The sequence below is a fragment of the Thermosporothrix hazakensis genome (genome assembly GCF_003253565.1).
GTDB classification, from domain to species: domain Bacteria; phylum Chloroflexota; class Ktedonobacteria; order Ktedonobacterales; family Ktedonobacteraceae; genus Thermosporothrix; species Thermosporothrix hazakensis.
Genome location: NZ_QKUF01000001.1, coordinates 525,966 through 542,638 on the forward strand (window position 1 = coordinate 525,966; position 16,673 = coordinate 542,638).

Annotated in this window: 13 protein-coding genes and 1 riboswitch; of the genes, 6 read left to right on the forward strand and 7 right to left on the reverse strand. The window is 52.9% G+C overall.

Annotation, left to right across the window (positions count from 1 at the left end; all coding sequences use genetic code 11):
* Nucleotides 1-495 precede the first annotated feature (495 nt).
* The gene (locus tag EI42_RS02225; RefSeq protein WP_111318385.1) at nucleotides 496-1,329 is read left to right on the forward strand and encodes an RNA polymerase sigma factor; all 834 of its coding nucleotides are present in this window, start codon (nucleotides 496-498) and stop codon (nucleotides 1,327-1,329) included.
* Nucleotides 1,326-3,233: an anti-sigma factor family protein gene (locus tag EI42_RS02230; protein ID WP_111318387.1), complete on the forward strand. Its 1,908-nt coding sequence runs from the start codon at nucleotides 1,326-1,328 to the stop codon at nucleotides 3,231-3,233. Before EI42_RS02225 ends, EI42_RS02230 begins: the two co-directional genes overlap by 4 nt.
* A gap of 52 nt (nucleotides 3,234-3,285) precedes the next feature.
* On the opposite strand, the gene EI42_RS02235 is transcribed toward EI42_RS02230, so the two are convergent.
* The 7 genes from EI42_RS02235 to mtnA all read right to left on the reverse strand — a co-directional run bounded on the left by EI42_RS02235 (nucleotide 3,286) and on the right by mtnA (nucleotide 11,916).
* Nucleotides 3,286-4,434: an acyl-CoA dehydrogenase family protein gene (locus EI42_RS02235; RefSeq protein ID WP_111318389.1), complete on the reverse strand. Its 1,149-nt coding sequence runs from the start codon at nucleotides 4,432-4,434 to the stop codon at nucleotides 3,286-3,288.
* Between the two features lie 387 nt (nucleotides 4,435-4,821).
* Nucleotides 4,822-5,088 (reverse strand): hypothetical protein, encoded by a 267-nt coding sequence (locus EI42_RS33055; protein ID WP_211325994.1) that lies wholly within the window; start codon nucleotides 5,086-5,088, stop codon nucleotides 4,822-4,824.
* Between the two features lie 534 nt (nucleotides 5,089-5,622).
* A complete protein-coding gene (gene metK / locus EI42_RS02245) occupies nucleotides 5,623-6,849 on the reverse strand; it encodes a methionine adenosyltransferase (RefSeq protein WP_111318393.1) in 1,227 nt (408 codons plus the stop codon).
* A 192-nt stretch (nucleotides 6,850-7,041) separates the two neighbouring features.
* A riboswitch (SAM riboswitch) is annotated at nucleotides 7,042-7,157 on the reverse strand.
* Nucleotides 7,158-7,657: 500 nt separating this feature from the next.
* Nucleotides 7,658-8,926: an adenosylhomocysteinase gene (gene ahcY, locus EI42_RS02250; RefSeq protein WP_111318395.1), complete on the reverse strand. Its 1,269-nt coding sequence runs from the start codon at nucleotides 8,924-8,926 to the stop codon at nucleotides 7,658-7,660.
* A gap of 181 nt (nucleotides 8,927-9,107) precedes the next feature.
* The gene (locus tag EI42_RS02255) at nucleotides 9,108-10,079 is read right to left on the reverse strand and encodes a PfkB family carbohydrate kinase (protein WP_111318397.1); all 972 of its coding nucleotides are present in this window, start codon (nucleotides 10,077-10,079) and stop codon (nucleotides 9,108-9,110) included.
* A 73-nt stretch (nucleotides 10,080-10,152) separates the two neighbouring features.
* Complete coding sequence (locus EI42_RS02260) at nucleotides 10,153-10,785, reverse strand: HD domain-containing protein (protein ID WP_111318399.1); 633 nt, start codon at nucleotides 10,783-10,785, stop codon at nucleotides 10,153-10,155.
* Nucleotides 10,786-10,818: 33 nt separating this feature from the next.
* The gene (gene mtnA / locus EI42_RS02265; RefSeq protein ID WP_111318401.1) at nucleotides 10,819-11,916 is read right to left on the reverse strand and encodes an S-methyl-5-thioribose-1-phosphate isomerase; all 1,098 of its coding nucleotides are present in this window, start codon (nucleotides 11,914-11,916) and stop codon (nucleotides 10,819-10,821) included.
* 414 nt (nucleotides 11,917-12,330) lie between these two features.
* On the opposite strand from mtnA, the gene EI42_RS02270 reads away from it, so the two are divergent.
* From EI42_RS02270 to EI42_RS02285, 4 genes are all read left to right on the forward strand, one after another.
* Complete coding sequence (locus tag EI42_RS02270; RefSeq protein WP_111318403.1) at nucleotides 12,331-12,867, forward strand: RNA polymerase sigma factor; 537 nt, start codon at nucleotides 12,331-12,333, stop codon at nucleotides 12,865-12,867.
* Nucleotides 12,864-13,136 (forward strand): anti-sigma factor family protein, encoded by a 273-nt coding sequence (locus EI42_RS02275; RefSeq protein WP_111318404.1) that lies wholly within the window; start codon nucleotides 12,864-12,866, stop codon nucleotides 13,134-13,136. Before EI42_RS02270 ends, EI42_RS02275 begins: the two co-directional genes overlap by 4 nt.
* A gap of 467 nt (nucleotides 13,137-13,603) precedes the next feature.
* Complete coding sequence (locus EI42_RS02280; RefSeq protein ID WP_111318406.1) at nucleotides 13,604-16,096, forward strand: sensor histidine kinase; 2,493 nt, start codon at nucleotides 13,604-13,606, stop codon at nucleotides 16,094-16,096.
* 43 nt (nucleotides 16,097-16,139) lie between these two features.
* Entirely contained in the window at nucleotides 16,140-16,511 is a 372-nt protein-coding gene (locus EI42_RS02285; RefSeq protein ID WP_111318408.1) for a response regulator, read from the forward strand.
* Nucleotides 16,512-16,673 lie beyond the last annotated feature (162 nt).

The window sequence follows — 16,673 nt, forward strand, 5'->3', positions numbered from 1 at the left end:
CGGCCAGAGCAAGAATACTCGCACCGTCCGGGTAGAAGTCCTATCGGCCCATGCTCAGAAGATCGGTATGCTATACTATTATTTATGAGCATCTGTTTCAGTTATATCCGCGCTTTACGATGTAAAGTCTGTCAGCGTGTTGGCAACCCGGATCACGATGGGCCTGCTTGCCTCCGGCCAGCGCGGAGCACAAGAAGCGGGTAGTACGTCGTTTTTCCAGACGAAAGGTGCAGTAATGCAGGGGCTCCTGGCTCAAAGTTCCTACTTTTGCTCCACCCGGCAGCAAGAAGAGTAGAATGGAGGGGAAAAGGAGAGGGGAAAATCAATCGGGCCACTGCATACACACCAGACCACAGCCTGATGGTTCCTGTTTATTAGCTCACAGCAAAACAATCGAATCATATGTTATCCTGCTAAATATATCAAAAAAAGTCCCGAGGAACCTCTAGAAAAAACTTGACTTATTCTGTTTGCTTATTAAGGTTGATGTAACCAATGGATATCGCCATCCGTTTGTACAATACAAATAGCAGTCTACGCTCTCCCCGAGAGGAAGAGCGTCCAGGCCAATCGGGTCTCTCTTTCCCTGTACAGGAGGAAGGGATAGAAGAGGAAGCAGAGGACGTTCGCGAGCGTGCGGAAGAGCTCGAAGGCGCTGAGGAAAAGTCACCTGCAACGCACAACACGGAGCAGGCTGAAAAGATCAGCATCGAAGACTTTGAGAACATCTTCCTGCGTTATCAAGGACCAATCACCAACTTTATCTATCATCTGGTAGGGAATAGAGAGCAAGCCTATGACCTGGCACAAGATGTCTTCGTAAAAGCATATAGAGCGCTCTTAGGCGGAACCGTCGTTCAGCCCGGCGCACTTTCGGCGTGGCTGTACCGCATTGCGGCCAACACCACGACAGATACATTGCGCCGTCGCCGCCTGATTTCCTGGCTGCCGTTATCGCTCTTTAATGAGGATCGCGGCATCGGGGCGGGAATGGTTGGCGAGACAGGAAGTACGACCAGCGATGGGCACTCAAACGAGGAAAGCGTACCGGAAGTTCGGTCCGGTGCGGTCAGTACCAGCTATGAACCTCATAACTATGATGGAGCCCGTTTTGAAAGTCGCGTTGCGGACCGCGAGATAGTGGAGCGCGTCTTTCAACAGCTACCACCTAAGTACGCCTCCTGTTTATGGTTGTATGAAAACGACGGCCTTTCTTGTGCAGAGATTGCGGAAGTGCTCAATATCAGCGCCTCGGCTGTGAAGATGCGTCTGATGCGAGCACGAGAACGATTTATCGCATTGTACAAAAAAGAGGTCGGTGAAGATTGAACTGTAGTCAAGTGCGAGAGCTACTCGCCATTTATCGGGACCACAAAAAGGAAAAGGCAGATCTTGCTGAACTTGAGGCTCATCTGGCTCGGTGTTCAGCATGTCGCCGCGCGCAAAACGAATACAGGTTGATCGGGGAGGGCATTCGCTCACTTCCAACCATCGAACCCTCACCAGAGGCGCACCGCCGTCTGATGCAAGCCCTGGCTGCGGAACACACTCGCTTCATTCAGCGGAATGCGTCAACAGAGATATCGACACCGACGCCTGAATTTTTGAAACCTTATCTCAAGGAGCAGCAGGCTACAGGACGTCGTGCGGATGCTCTTACGGCCTTTTCAACCGCAGAGACAGGCCCGATCCCGGTACTTCATCCACAGCATCGCCGTCCGCGCCCGCTACGGATGAACCAGTTCGCGGTGATTGGACTGGCGGCGGCATTCCTGCTCTTTATTATGGTTGGCGGCCTGACTTCTCTGGCATTGATGTCCCAATCAAATACCAATCAACCTGTCACGATTAAAGGTGGAGGACCAATTACCAATTCGGTTCATGAGCGCCCACAAATAGCTGTTACCAACTATACCACGCAAACAGACTATACCCATGTAGCCAGCGCAATTAGCACCCGGGACTCTATCTATTACACGGCATATAAAGAGGGTGAAAAGGGAGAACTGTTCTGGACACTTCAACAACTGGACACCAGGAAACAGCAGAGCACTCCGCTGCTCAACAAGGACTCGTCCAGTTCGCTCTATCTGTTACAGTACGGCAATAACTGGCTGGTATGGTTTCAGTACGATCCTCCAAAGGACGACCCAAAAAAGGCATCCAAGCAGAATGAGAGCGAGACCAAACGAACATGGAGCATCCAGGCGCTCTATCTGGGAAGCCCCGGGAGAGAGCAGCCACTGACCTTATTCAAGGGCACATTCAACCCGAAGGCCGCTCCTGAGTGGGTTCACAGTCCTGTTCAGGGAACTGCGTTCTATCAGAATCATTTCCTGTTCGCGTGGATAGATGAACACGGCACCTCATTCCTGACCCAATACACACTGGAAGCAGGCAAGAAGCCCGTTTCTTACGAACTGGCTCAAGGAGAAGATCAGCATATCCTGACCTCTCCCACCGCAACCAGTGATGGTTCAAGCATCTATTGGGGTGAGGAATGGCTGGATCAGAACAACATCTTCCATGGCAATGTCTGGCAGCAACAGGTTCTGCAAGAGAACCAGAACCCGAGTAGCCACAGAATGCCGAACAGCAAAGTAGAGAAATCGCTGTTCCGTGATGATGAGGTTTCTTTCCATCCACAGGTGGTCGGGAACACACTCTTTGTTCTGAGCACGAAAGTCAACGAGAACGAGCAACCCGGGCCAAAGGCGACATCAACAGCGAACGCCGCCCCATCGGCAACCAAAACGGCACAAAGCACCGCTACACCAACAGGCACAGCAACGCCCGAGGTGACAAGCACACCGACTGCCACACCGCAGCCGGATAGCATTATCCCGTCAGCTGCTGAGGCGCTCGATCTGGCCCAACCGGATAGCTTGCTGACTGGCGTCCTGCTTGCCTACGCGCTGCACGATAACAGCCAGCATCTCTTCAAACTGGAAGACAACGTAAAAACAGCACTTGCTCCACAGGGCGGTGATCGCTTCCTCGTCTGGGAACGCTCGGACAAGAGCTTCAGCATGTACGATGTGACAGCGGGCAATCTGGTCACGGTCGGGAACGCGGTACCCAACAACGCCGCCTTCCTGCGGGTCAACGGTGACACTGCTGTCTGGATGGTCAACCAGCCCAATACAGCAGAGAATGGCGCTTCGCAGCAGCCAAACAAGATCACCTTTAATACCTTCAGTTGGCCGAAGCAAACGGACAATCGACAGCAGTAAAACAAAAAAGACAAGGGGGCAGTTTAAAACCGCTCCCTTGTCCTTTCTGTTTCTAGCAGCCAAGCTGTCTGGCAATGATCATGCGCTGCACCTCGCTGGTCCCCTCACCAATCTCGTTGATCTTCACACTGCGCCAGTAACGCGCCACCGGGAACTCTTCCATAAAGCCGTAGCCCCCATGAATCTGTACAGCCTGATCGGCGGCTCGTTTAGCGGTTTCGGAGGCAAAGAGTTTTGCCATCGACGCCTCTTTACGGAATGGCTTGCCCTGCATATGCAGCCACGCCGCCTTATAGTACATCAACCGTGCCAGCTCTATCTCAGTCTCCATATCAGCCAGCTTAAACTGAATAGCCTGAAACGAACTGATCGGTTTACCGAACTGCTTTCGCTGTTTTGCATAGCTCAATGCCTCGTCCAGACAGGCCTGAGCCAGCCCGACCGAGAGTGCAGCAATCGCCACGCGTCCCCCATCCAGAATCGTCATAAACTGCCTGAAGCCGTCGCCACGCTGCCCTAAAATATTCTCTTCAGGGACCTCACAATCTTCAAAGGTCAGTGGGCGGGTATCGGAGGCCTTCCAGCCCATCTTTTTATAGCTGTTACCAATGATATACCCGGGCGTTCCCTTCGGGACAATCAGGTTTGTAATCTCCGGGCGTCCGTCGGGGCGCTCGCCAGTGACCGCAGTGATCGTGACTCCGCCGCTCATCTCAGTCCCGGCATTGGTAATAAAGGCCTTTGAGCCATTGATGCGCCAGCGCCCATTTTCCAGCACGGCACGCGTTCGGGTGCCGCTCGAATCGGAACCGGCTTCCGGCTCTGTTAAACCAAATGCCCAGAGCTGTTCCCCGGTTGCCAGCACAGGTAGATACCGCTCCTTTTGCTCTTGCGATCCAAAGAGGTAAAACGGCATAGCGCCAAGCGACGTATGCGCTTCCATCGTGATTCCAATGGCTACATCACCACGAGAAATCTCTTCAATGGCAAGACAATATGAGAGGAAATCAGCACCAGCGCCACCGTACTCTTCAGGAAAAGGCAGGCCCAATAAGCCCAGTTCACCCATTTTGCGAACCAATTCATAGGGGAACTGACCGGTTTCATCCAGCCGCGCTGCTACCGGCTTAATCTCCTGTTCCGCAAACTCCCGACATGTATTACGTATGGCTAGTTGCTCGTCGTTGAGGCTAAAGTCCATAACGTTTCCCTTTCTACTGCGCGTACTTCGGGTACGCAGGAATGAACTTACTGGACATTATTATATCGTGACACTCCCGCCTAAAGGTTGGCAGGTTTCTGAGCAGCATCCACCGGATGGGCAGTCTCCGAAGAGACCGGCTCTGGAAGCCGTGCTTGACCAGTTTCTTTACTCAGACAACAGGGGGGGCGTGTCGGCCCGACTACTCCTCCTGGAGATGCCAGGGGGAGATACGTGAAGGAACGAGGAAACTTCACATGCTCTCCATAAGCGAGTAGATGTATATTGACTGCCTCGACCAGGTCACGGTGTCCCATAAATCCACAGACCCGGCCTGCCCATGTTCTTCCTGTGAACTTGTGCTTCTACCCACAAACCGGACACCGGCTACTGCTTCCTCGTTCGGAGCCGGTGAAGCTCAGGATGTGAGCCGCTTTGTAGGCTCTGTACCGACTGGCTATGCAGCGCGAATCGATCTCTGGTCTCCTGCTGTAATTCATTGCGTCCCGACCATTTGGCATGCGTAGCCCGAGCTTCTTTATGCATCTCAGCACACACGTTCCACACTGATGCAGCCTCCATCTGTGCCGCGTGCAAACGAAGGAAGAGAGACCGGGGCAAGTGATTCAGTTGGCAGATTTTCACCGTGCTCATACGTATCATGCTAGCATGAATACCAATGATTTGCAAATGGGTAAAACAAGGTATACTCACTTCTCAATCGCCTATCACCTCGTGTAGATACCAACATATCTCCGTCGCATTTTGATGTGCGAGACGCAAAGGAGGGGCAAACGCTTAGCTACGGTATGTGGTGAACGGCAGCGAGTACCATGACTTGCACTGGAGACAGATAAAGATCACTTCATGTGCTTGCAAGCGCGCCGTCACACTTTAGTCCTGCGCTCATAATGAACCTGCTCAAAGGATACGCCTCGCGTTTTTTTTGAGCAAGAAGCTTCTTCATCTCAAGAAGGTATGTGGAAAGGAGCACCTGTAGAGGAGCAGTTCCTTCAGGGAACAACAGGGCGGTCTCAGCGGAAGTGATCAAGCGCAATACTGAAGCGTGCCAGAAGCGAGTGAGGTGCAGACCCCTGCTGCTCCAGTCTAAACAAGGCCGTACGCGACATACAAAAAGAGCTATGGTGCTTCTCCCATAGCTCTTCATAAAAACCAGTGTTCTCGGCTCTAGAGGCTCTCCAGCGCCGCGCCTGCGCCCTTGCGCAGCATTGGTACTTTATCCAGCGCCTCCCAGGGCAGCTCAATATCAGTGCGACCAAAGTGGCCGAAGGCAGCCGTGGGGCGATAAATCGGACGGCGCAGGTTGAGATCCTGAATAATCGCCGCGGGACGCAGGTCAAAGTGCTCGTTAATCAGGCGCACGATCTCCTCATCGGAAACCTTCCCGGTACCATAGGTATCAACGAACAGCGAGAGCGGACGCGCAACACCGATCGCGTAAGAAACCTGAAGCTCGATACGATCGGCCAGACCAGCCGCAACCACGTTCTTCGCGATGTAGCGAGCAGCATATGCGGCCGAGCGGTCCACTTTCGTGGGATCTTTACCACTGAACGCACCGCCGCCATGACGAGCCATGCCGCCATAGGTATCAACAATAATCTTGCGACCGGTCAGGCCGGCATCGCCCATCGGACCTCCTACCACGAAGCGTCCGGTCGGATTGACAAAAATCTTCGTCTCGTTGTCAAGCAGCTCCTCGGGGATCACCGGGCGGATCACATGCTGAATCACATCCTGGCGGATCTGCTCCTGATCCACATAGTCGGCGTGCTGAGTTGAGATCACAATGGTGTCGACACGAACAGGACGGCCATACTCATACTGTACCGTTACCTGGCTCTTGCCATCAGGGCGCAGATATGCCATCGAGCCCTCACCGCGCCAGGAATCACGACGAACCTGAGACAGGCGACGAGTGAGCTTATGGGCCAGGCTGATAGGCATAGGCATGTACTCAGGGGTTTCGTTACAGGCAAAACCGATCATCATACCCTGGTCACCAGCGCCGACACGCTCCAACTCATCATCAGTCAGACGAGCCTCCCGCGACTCCAACGAGGAGCTTACACCCATATCAATATCAGGCGACTGCTGACCGATTGCGGTCACCACCCCACAGGTACGATAGTCAAAACCATATTCAGCATTGATATAGCCGATTTGCTCGATTGTTTGACGAACAAGCGCGGGCATATCAACCCAGGCAGAAGTAGAAATCTCACCGGCAACAAGGATCAGGCCGGTTGTTGTCGCGGCTTCACAAGCAACACGGGCATACGGATCCTGCGTCAGAATAGCGTCAAGAATCGCATCCGAGATCTGGTCACACATCTTATCCGGGTGTCCCTCGGTGACCGATTCACTGGTAAAGAATGTTTTCGGATTCTGCATAAAACTTTGCAATTTGCAGACACCATCCTCTCTCTATAAATGATAGAACTCAAACACCGCAGACTACTCTCGCGAGGCGATACGGGAAGATGTGCACATGTGCGCTGTAGAAAAGACAAGAAAGATACACAGAGTCGGTTTGAAGGCACAAAAAAACCCCTGCTTTTCAGGGGCCTGGCGTTTAGCACATTCCCCTCATCTTGCGATAGCTGCTATCGCCGGAATTGGCACCCTTCCTGTCATAGACAAAACACAGACGGGTTGCCGGGCTTCATCGGGCCGTTTCCCTCCACCTCTCTTGATGAGAGCGATCTCATAGGATGTTTTATTGTTTATGTACTGTCACTCTGAACAATATCTTAAAGTGATGACCAATGGGTTTATCGGTCATCCGTTCGCACGGTCCAGCCGTACAGGGCAAATTGCGGTGCCCACTACTCTTCGCCGCACTTGCAAACGATCGGAGCTACATGACGCATCGTTCACCTCGCTGAAAGGCTTCACTTTCAAAGAAGTGGCTTGCGAGAAGGTGTGAACAAAAGGCAGATTGCTGTTCCTCCTCTCCCCCCGTAGGGAGAACCCCTGTCAAAGGGACCATCTGACATCATGTGTCATTGCTTCTTAGAAACGTTTACAACACGTATATCGTACCTATTTTACGGCAAAAAACCTGCCATTGTCAATGCTCTTCTGTCAGAGCCACACGGAAGGACCGCCCTATAGCCACCAGAACAGGAATACTTCAACAACCACAGAGAGCCCCCGGTCCACGGCCAGAGGCTCCCCGAATCCCATTGCGGACCAGCGACTAGGTGCCAGACTCCCAGGAGTTCAGGTACTGTTCCTGCTCAGGAGTCAGCTTGTCGAAGCTGATGCCCATCGCGGTAAGTTTCAAGCGGGCAATTTCCTGATCGATCTCGGTGGGGATGGTATAGACTTTCGGCTGCAACTCGTTTGCATGCTTCAGCATATACTCGCTACCGAGCGCCTGGTTTGCGAAGCTCATATCCATCACGCTGGCGGGATGACCTTCCGCAGCGGACAGATTGACAAGGCGACCTTCAGCCAGCAAGTGGATGCGGCGACCATCGGCATAGGTGTACTCATCAACAAAATCGCGCACGCGCCGCTTACCGGTCGCCATCTTTTCCAGCGCCGGAATGTTGATCTCGTCATTGAAGTGACCGGAGTTCGCGATAATCGCTCCATCCTTCATACGCTCCAGATGCGGCACATCGATCACATTGATGTCGCCGGTCACGGTGATGAAAACATCACCAAGAGCGGCAGCCTCAACACCAGGCATCACGCGGAAGCCATCCATCACGGCCTCAAGTGCGCGCACCGGATCAACTTCACAGACAATCACATTCGCACCCATGCCACGAGCGCGGGAAGCGACGCCACGACCGCACCAGCCATAGCCGATCACCACAACATTACGTCCGGCAAGCAGCAGATTGGTTGCACGGATAATGCCGTCCAACGTGCTCTGACCGGTACCATAGCGGTTGTCAAAGAGATGCTTTGTATCAGAGTCATTGACCGCCAGCACAGGGAACTTCAGAACACCGTTTTTCTCCATGCTCTTGAGGCGAATGACACCGGTTGTCGTCTCTTCCATGCCTGCAATGATATCGGGCACCTGCGCGGTGCGCTCTTTGTGGAGCGTCGAGACGAGGTCACAACCATCATCCATTGTCATATTTGGCTTATGATCAAGCACAGCATAAATGTGCTGATAGTACACCTTCTCATCTTCGCCCTTAATGGCAAAGGTTGGAATCCCGTACTCGCTCACCAGAGCAGCAGCCACATCATCCTGTGTTGACAGGGGATTTGAGGCACAGAGAACGAGGTCAGCGCCACCCGCCTTCAGCGTGATCGCAAGGTTGGCGGTCTCGGTCGTAATATGCAAGCAGCCAGACATACGCACACCTTTGAGCGGCTGTTCCTTCTCGAAGCGCTCACGGATCAGGCGCAGAACGGGCATATCCTTCGCGGCCCACTCGATACGGTCACGTCCGCGGGCTGCAAGGGCAAGGTCCTTCACATCACCTTTGGTCGAAATAGACATAGAAATGCTATTCCTCTTCTTTCTTTCTTTCTTTCAATCCACTACAGGCATTTCATTTCCTGAAAACGCCACAGCATTTTCAGAGAACAACAAGCGTCCAAACTGCCGTAGCAAAGAGTTGACGAACACGCAGGTTCGCCTTCTCAAACACATTTTTCTGAACACACCATCGACTATTGTACTACAAAACTTGCTCTTTGGTATCCTGCAAAGATGAGACCGGTTTCCAGGATGGGTCAAAATGCGAGAAGAGCACAAGTTCCTTGTACCGCAGCTCCACGTCGCTCATAGTCACGTTTCGCAGACCATCGATACTGAAATCGGAGCAGACAAAGGAGCCGATGATATTTCCATGCACCACAGCTCGCTTGAGATCGTCAATTGTATAGGTTCCATCCGCACCGGGCTGTACCGACGAGAGGTAGCCCAGGAAGCCACCTGCGAACGAATCTCCTGCGCCGGTTGGGTCAATCACTTCTTCCAGCGGATAGGCCGGAGCACTGAAATAGGTGCCATCTGCGCCGAACAACAGAGCCCCATAGCTGCCTAGCTTGACCACAATATACTTCAGGCCAAGCCCAAAAAGCTGCCGCACCCCGGCAAGCACGCTCGGCTGATCCGTGTAGTGGCGCACCTCTTCCTCGCTCATCAGCAAAACATCGGAGCGCTTCATCACCTCAGTCAACTGGGAACGTGTTGTATTGATCCAGAGCTCCATTGTATCAAGCACGGTCAGGCGGGGAGAAGGAACCTGTTCGAGTACCTCTAGCTGAAGTTCCGGGTGAATGTTTGCCAGGAAAAGCAGGGGGGATTGTCGATACTCCTCGGGGACAATGGGGTGAAAATCGCCAAAGACGCCGAGCTCTGTTTCCAGCGTATCGCGGAGGTTCATATCCATATGGTAGCGCCCGCGCCAGAAGAAGTTTTGCCCTTCTTTGATCTCGACCCCTTTCAGATCAACACCTCGCTGTTCCCAGAACGTGAGATGCTCCTGCGGGAAATCCTTGCCGACGACCCCGACCATATTGACCTTCGTATACAGGGAAGCAGCGGTAACAAAGTATGATGCCGCACCACCAAGCACCCTCTCGACCCGGGTAAAGGGGGTCTCAATCGAATCGAGAGCGATTGACCCAACAACAAGAATAGACACTGCTAACGACCTCCATAAAGGACACAAAATGTTCGGACAGGTTTTGTCCGATAAAGTAGCAAAATGAAAACGATCAGACAGGAGTGGCATCACTCAGATGCTCAATCACGCCGTCCAGGAATGCAAGTGTACGATTAAATTTATCTCGTGCCAGCTCGCGAGCTGGCTGAGTATGCAAAGACTGATACAGTTCAATAAAGCGCTCTTCGATGTGGCGTAGCACCGCGGCCAGCAAGTCACTGTTAGCGGCGCGATGTGGGTAGCGCTCACCCAGTTCAATCAAAGAAGTCACCACGGCAAGGCCGCTCAAGCGACCGAGCTTATCGGCATCATAGAGAATCAGACCCTCTATGGGCACTGACTCGCGCTCTCCCTCAGGAACACTGGTCGTATGGATCAGAATAATCTGTTCAACGAGCTCGACCAGTTCTGATGGCGCTTTCTGTTGCTTCAAAAACTCAACCGCCATCTCGGCTGACTTGCGGTGATGGTCTTTAAAACCAGAGGAAACAACCGCAATATCATGCAGATAGGCGGCAAGAACCAGGGCCTCCGTATTGATAGCAGGCGCAGCCTCTTCTTCAGCCTCTATTTGCAGGGCAAGCATTTTACAATTCGCGACGACCGCGCTGGCATAACGGAACCCCTCATTCCCAAGCACTTCTTGTGCATACTGGGATACAGCGTGCAGAATATCGGTATCCATTGTACCCGTGCAACCTTCCAAGCAAGATGAGTGTTAATCGTCAGCACAGATCTGACGAAGCGAATCGGCAAAAGGAGGGTAAGCAATGCCGCGTTCCGTAATCAAAGCCGTAATCAGGTGATTGGGCGTTACATCGAAGGCGGGATTGGCAACCTGAACACCGGCAGGAGCAATCGAGACCCCACGAATTGTTGTTACCTCAGCAGGATTACGCTGCTCAATCGGAATATGTGCGCCAGATGCAAGTGACAGATCAATTGTCGAGCGAGGAACCGCAACGTAAAAGGGAATCTGATGAGCCCGCGCCAGAACAGCCAGCCCATAGGTGCCGATTTTGTTCGCAACGTCGCCGTTGGCGGTAACGCGATCAGCCCCCACAAACACCGCTTTGATGTTTCCCTGAGCCATAAAATACGCAGCCATGTTATCGGTAATCAGAGTCAGAGGAACACCTTCCTGTGAAAGCTCCCAGGCCGTTAAGCGCGCTCCCTGAAGAACCGGGCGCGTTTCATCCACATAGACATGAATCCGCTTTCCCTGGCGATGAGCGATATAGAGCGGAGCCAGAGCAGTTCCCCATCCCATCGTTGCCAGCATCCCGGTGTTGCAATGCGTCAGCACATGATCGCCGTCCTGAAGCAATTCGGCTCCAAGCTCACCCATGCGCAGACATGCCTGTGCATCCTCATCCACGATCGCCTGCGCCTCAGCCTGAAGCTGCTGCACCAGATAGGACGGCGCGACTTCCTCTTTTGCAAGCCTCTCTGCACAGCGTTGCATCCGCTCGATGGCCCAGAAGAGATTCACAGCCGTCGGGCGAGTACCACGCATTAGTTCGGCAACTTTGAGAAAATGAGCATAAGCGGCAGCACAGGTCAGCCCCTCACCCTGCTCACGCAGCAGCCGCGCAAGCGCCAGACAGAGCCCAAAGGCAGCGGTTGCCCCGATAGCAGGAGCACCACGCACTTTCAGCGAGCGAATCGCATCAGCTACCTCTTGCTCATGCCGCAATCGAAGATGGACGACCTCAGCGGGAAGTTGCGTCTGATCAAGCAGGCAAACAGCGGCCCCTTCGCCATCGTCCTCCCACCAGACTGCGTGTACCCGTTGTTGCCGAAGAAGAGAAGACATGAAGCAAAGTCCTCCTTATTCTTTGCATACGAGAAAAATCGAAAAACCTCCCTTAATGTAACGAGGAGGAGAGTATGATGAGGGTTTCTTCCCCCCAATAGTACTAGGCTATAGACGAAAAATAGCAGAAAAACCCTTAAAGTATGTTACCATGATAGACGAAACGACGCGCAACTGCAAGTAACTGTCACAGATGTAGGCCTGCTGCACCGCAGGATTTCCACATCCTGGCGCTCTGGTGACAAACGCCTGTACATGTTACCGGAAACGCCTCTGTCCGTTCCACTAGACAGAAGGATAAGGTCATGCTATCCCACCGGAAAGCCGGTTCTCGGCTCCCTCCGTGCATGGGGCATTATCACTTGCGAGGAACGGACAAGCTGATAATAGTAGCCATCGAAGGGATAATAGCGCATGACCCGCGTGGACACAAAGGAATGTACGTGGTCCTTTGAACAGATTTATGACGAATATAAAACTGCTATTTACAATTACGTCTATCATCTGGTAGGCGACCGTGAACAGGCAGACGACCTGACTCAGGATACATTCCTGAAGGCTTTTCGCGCTCTGCCCAAAATGGACTCAAACCTCAAGCTCTCTGCCTGGCTGTACCGCATTGCTACCAATACAGCCTATGATGCGCTCAGGCGGAAGAAACTTATCGCCTGGCTTCCCTGGCAAGATCTTGACCATGAGCCCGCCGACGCTGAAAACGCCGATCCGCAGGAAGTATACGGAACCACCGAGCTTGTCAGAGCTGCTCTCAAGCGCATGCCTCAACAATATCGTGCCGCGCTTCTGCTCTATACTCAGGAAGGCTTCACGTATAGCGAAATTGCTCAGACCCTCAATATTGCGGAAAGCGGTGTGAAGATGTATTTGTCCAGAGCACGTCAGTCGTTTCGTGAACACTATCGAGCATTAGAGCAAGGAGGAGCCAGGCGATGAACTGCGAGCAAGTCAGGGATTTGCTTAGCGCATACCTTGACGGCATGCTCGCAGGCGATGAGCGTTCCTCGGTCGCCTCCCATCTGGTCGATTGTCCGGATTGCCGCAGTATCCTGATTGATTATTACCGTTTTGATACTCTCCTCACTTTGATGCCTCGAATCAAACCTACCCCCTCGCTCTCACACAACCTCTTTTCCTCCCGGGAATACTACGAGCTTCTGCGCTGCCTGGAACAGGAATCCTTTCTTAACTCCCATCATCTCTAATCCTCCTTTTATCGCTCCTGCCAGACTTTACACTATAAATCGTGCAGTTCATGTACGGATAGTCCAGGTGAGGTGCAGCGCACCCAATAGGAGGAAAGAGCTATTTTTTAGCGTTTTCTCGTAAAAACGAGAAATTCCCCCCCTGAAAGTGATAACAAATCACTCACTTATGCGTTATAATACATAGGTCCAGGATGGAGGGCGGGATATACGCGAGCAAGCAATTCCACCTCGACGAGCGGCTTGTAACGTATATCTACTTTTCCGTGTAACCTTTTCCCCATGGGGTTTACACGCGCACCTTCTGGAACTTCGCGTAGTACTTCATGTCACTATGCGTGGTGAGGGGCGGACGAGCTGGCACCCCGTCCGCCCCTTACTTTTACCCGGATGCAACCCCCGCCCATTCATGCTATCATAAGATCCGTAAGCATCAGTTTGTGAGAGGATAGCATCAGTAGAAGCGCATGCGGTTCATTGCCAGATCTCTTGGAGGAAAATTAATTACTATCGCAACCCTGATACTCCTGTCGTGCCTGCTTCTCTTCTCAATTGTGACCTGGCTTCTCACCGAGGTCTACACAGAGCAGAGCGCCAGAAACGGAGTACAGGGGCATCTCACGCTGCTCACTCGTGCCTATCAAGGGCAGATCGCAACGCTGCTTCAAGAGCTTGATAAGCTCGCCAAAAACCCGCAGCTTCCCCCTCTGCTCAACGGACGCAATACCCAGAATCAGCTTCAGGAACTCTTAAGCAGCCATATGTCACGCCTGCGCCTCTCAACCATCTCCATTCTGACTCGTGACCAACAGCAGAAAACGCAGCTCGGTGAGGCGGCTCTGCAACAGAATCTTCCCCCGCTGGATCCAGCACTCACCGGCGAGCCGATCATTGCCGTTCAGAAGGCGACAGAAAGCGATAGCGAGCAGAATTGGGTCCTGACGATCGTTCAGCCTATCGGGAGCGGGAAGGGACAATCGCTGCTGATCGCCACACAACGCATTGATAACTATTTCGTGGCCGGTCTGACACAACGCGCCGGTACAAACGCGGCTCTGTGTATCGAAGGTGAGGTGCGCGGCATCGCGGGCGTCACCGAGCAGCAAATTGGCGTTAATGAGGCCACCTGTCAGGCCAAACAGTTTCAGATTCTAGAAGGCAAACAACGCTTCCTGACCCTCAGCGATCAGATCCAGCTCCCCGGGCTGATCTCCCCTGATATCGTCCTGGTCGCGATCGACAGCTATCCGGGCGTCGACTATAGCAGCCCGCAAATCCTGTTAATCTTTGGCGGCTCCGGCCTCTGTATCTTCGCTCTCGGTCTGCTGGCCTATATGTCTACCACACGCATGCTCTTAATTCAACCACTTCGCCAGCTTCAGGCCAACCTCAGCACCAGCTTAACACCTGCACAGGAGCCGGAAACAAGCGAGCTGGATGATGATCTCAATATGCTGGAACAGCGTATCGCAGTACTCAATGAGTCGCGTGAGAAGGAGAATCAGGCGATGACCGAGCAGATGCGCAACCTGCTAACTCTGAGCGATGGGCTGATCTCTACCCTGAACCTTGAGCACCTGCTTGGTGAGATCGTGACCCGCCTGGGAACGATTATGAAGGTCAAACATGTCTCACTGCATCTCTATGGGCGCGAAATGCTGCAACCCTGGGCAGTAGCACAGTGGGAATTGCCAAAAAGCAAGCAGGTCACTACCTCAGGCCTCTCCTATACGCCACCAGTGCCCTCTCACGAGGAAGAAAAGGGCAAAGTAAGCGTCTATGCCGATCCAGGCGGAGATATTACCCTGGCCGCGACAACCAAAATGGCCGCGCTCCCCAACCTGCGCCAGAGCCCTGCCCCACAAAGCAGCACATCTGTTGGAATCGCGGACGCGAGTTCACGTATCCCTCGTTCGGCTCTGCGCGAACTAGATATGAAGCTGGCACAAATGGTTATCCAGAAAAAGAAGATCGCCTACGCCGAAAATATCGACCAGATCTATGAGGAAAAACAAGAAGTCTGGGCCAGGCTGGCACTTGAGGCGGGTTACCACTCCGTTGTGGCCGTCCCTCTCCTGCTGCAAGAGCAGGCCATAGGCGCCTTTATTCTCTATGCCGATCAGCCTAACCAGATCAGCGGACGTGATACGTTCCTGTTGAGTACGGCTGCCATTCAGGCCTCAATGGCTATTCAAAACGCGATCCTCTTCGCCGAGGTCAAAGAGAAAAACGCCGAACTAGAACGGGCTAATCAGCTCAAATCACAGTTTCTGGCGAATGTCACGCATGAGCTCCGCACGCCGCTGCATAGCATTATCAGTTATGGGGCCCTGATCCTCGAGGGCTTTGTGGATGGCGAGCTCACCACGGAACAGGAAGAGCATATTCAGTTTATCGTGAAGCGTGCCGAAGACCTCTCACACCTTGTCGATGATATGCTTGATCTCTCCAAAATCGAGGCAGACCGGATCGAGGTCAACCCTGAAGCGCTCAATCTGGAACGGTGCTTGCAGGATGTTGTCAACCAGCTCAAACCAATGGCAAACAATAAAAATCTGGCCCTGACGCTGGAAGGCGCTCACGACCTGCCACCGGTACTGGCCGATGAGCACCGCTTACGGCAGGTCGCTATCAATCTGATATCAAATGCGCTCAAGTTTACGGAAACAGGTGGTGTGACTATCCGTTGTCACTGCATGAGCAACAACGAGAGAGTTCGCGTCCTGGTCAGTGATACCGGTATTGGCATTTCTCCTGCCGCGTTGCATTATATCTTTGAGGCCTTTCGTCAAGCTGATGGCAGCACCACGCGTAAGTTTGGCGGTACCGGCCTCGGCCTGACAATCGCGAAAAAGTTGATCGAGTTACAGGGGGGAGAAATGACGGTCGAGAGTATTCCGGGGCAGGGCTCAACCTTCTCCTTTACCCTCCCGATCGCCCCGCTTCATCAAGGAATGTAAATACGCACTCAGTGATGGAAGAGGAGAAAAGAGTAACAAAGGTATGAACAATCAACGTACCATCTTAATTGTTGAGAACGAGGTGTCAAATCGTATCCTGATCGAGCGTGTGCTTTCAACGCGTGGCTATCGCTGCTTGAGCGCGACGCATGGCCGTGAGGCGCTCGATATTCTGGACCGCGAACAGGTCGATCTGATTCTGACAGATCTCTCGATGCCCGTTCTGGACGGCTACCGTACTACACAACTCATTCGCGCTCGTCCGGGCATGGAAACAGTGCCGATCATCGCTGTTACCGCCTATGCGCTGCATGATGAGGGCGAGGCCGCTCGCCAGATCGGCTGTACAGAATATCTGACCAAGCCATTTAAGCCGCGGCAGTTGCTTGAATTGGTTGAACGGCTTTTGCCCTGATTATCCAGCACAGCACCTTATTCAGGTAGAACAGGCGACAAAGTGTTGAGATGATGTGCGATACTAACATATAGGCGCTTCCAATCCAGCTTCATACAAGGAGACGGCTAAGCGCCCTTATTTCTTCAACACCAGAACAGGTTCTCTCTTCCGCCAGAAGAG

Bases quoted from the DNA above. Each gene is read 5' to 3' on its own strand.
- EI42_RS02225 (WP_111318385.1), top strand. From the start codon at position 496: ATGGATATCGCCATCCGTTTGTACAATACAAATAGCAGTCTACGCTCT.
- EI42_RS02235 (WP_111318389.1), bottom strand. From the start codon at position 4,434: ATGGACTTTAGCCTCAACGACGAGCAACTAGCCATACGTAATACATGT.
- EI42_RS33055 (WP_211325994.1), bottom strand. From the start codon at position 5,088: ATGAGCACGGTGAAAATCTGCCAACTGAATCACTTGCCCCGGTCTCTC.
- metK (WP_111318393.1), bottom strand. From the start codon at position 6,849: ATGCAGAATCCGAAAACATTCTTTACCAGTGAATCGGTCACCGAGGGA.
- ahcY (WP_111318395.1), bottom strand. From the start codon at position 8,926: ATGTCTATTTCGACCAAAGGTGATGTGAAGGACCTTGCCCTTGCAGCC.
- EI42_RS02260 (WP_111318399.1), bottom strand. From the start codon at position 10,785: ATGGATACCGATATTCTGCACGCTGTATCCCAGTATGCACAAGAAGTG.
- mtnA (WP_111318401.1), bottom strand. From the start codon at position 11,916: ATGTCTTCTCTTCTTCGGCAACAACGGGTACACGCAGTCTGGTGGGAG.
- EI42_RS02270 (WP_111318403.1), top strand. From the start codon at position 12,331: ATGACCCGCGTGGACACAAAGGAATGTACGTGGTCCTTTGAACAGATT.
- EI42_RS02275 (WP_111318404.1), top strand. From the start codon at position 12,864: ATGAACTGCGAGCAAGTCAGGGATTTGCTTAGCGCATACCTTGACGGC.
- EI42_RS02280 (WP_111318406.1), top strand. From the start codon at position 13,604: ATGCGGTTCATTGCCAGATCTCTTGGAGGAAAATTAATTACTATCGCA.
- EI42_RS02285 (WP_111318408.1), top strand. From the start codon at position 16,140: ATGAACAATCAACGTACCATCTTAATTGTTGAGAACGAGGTGTCAAAT.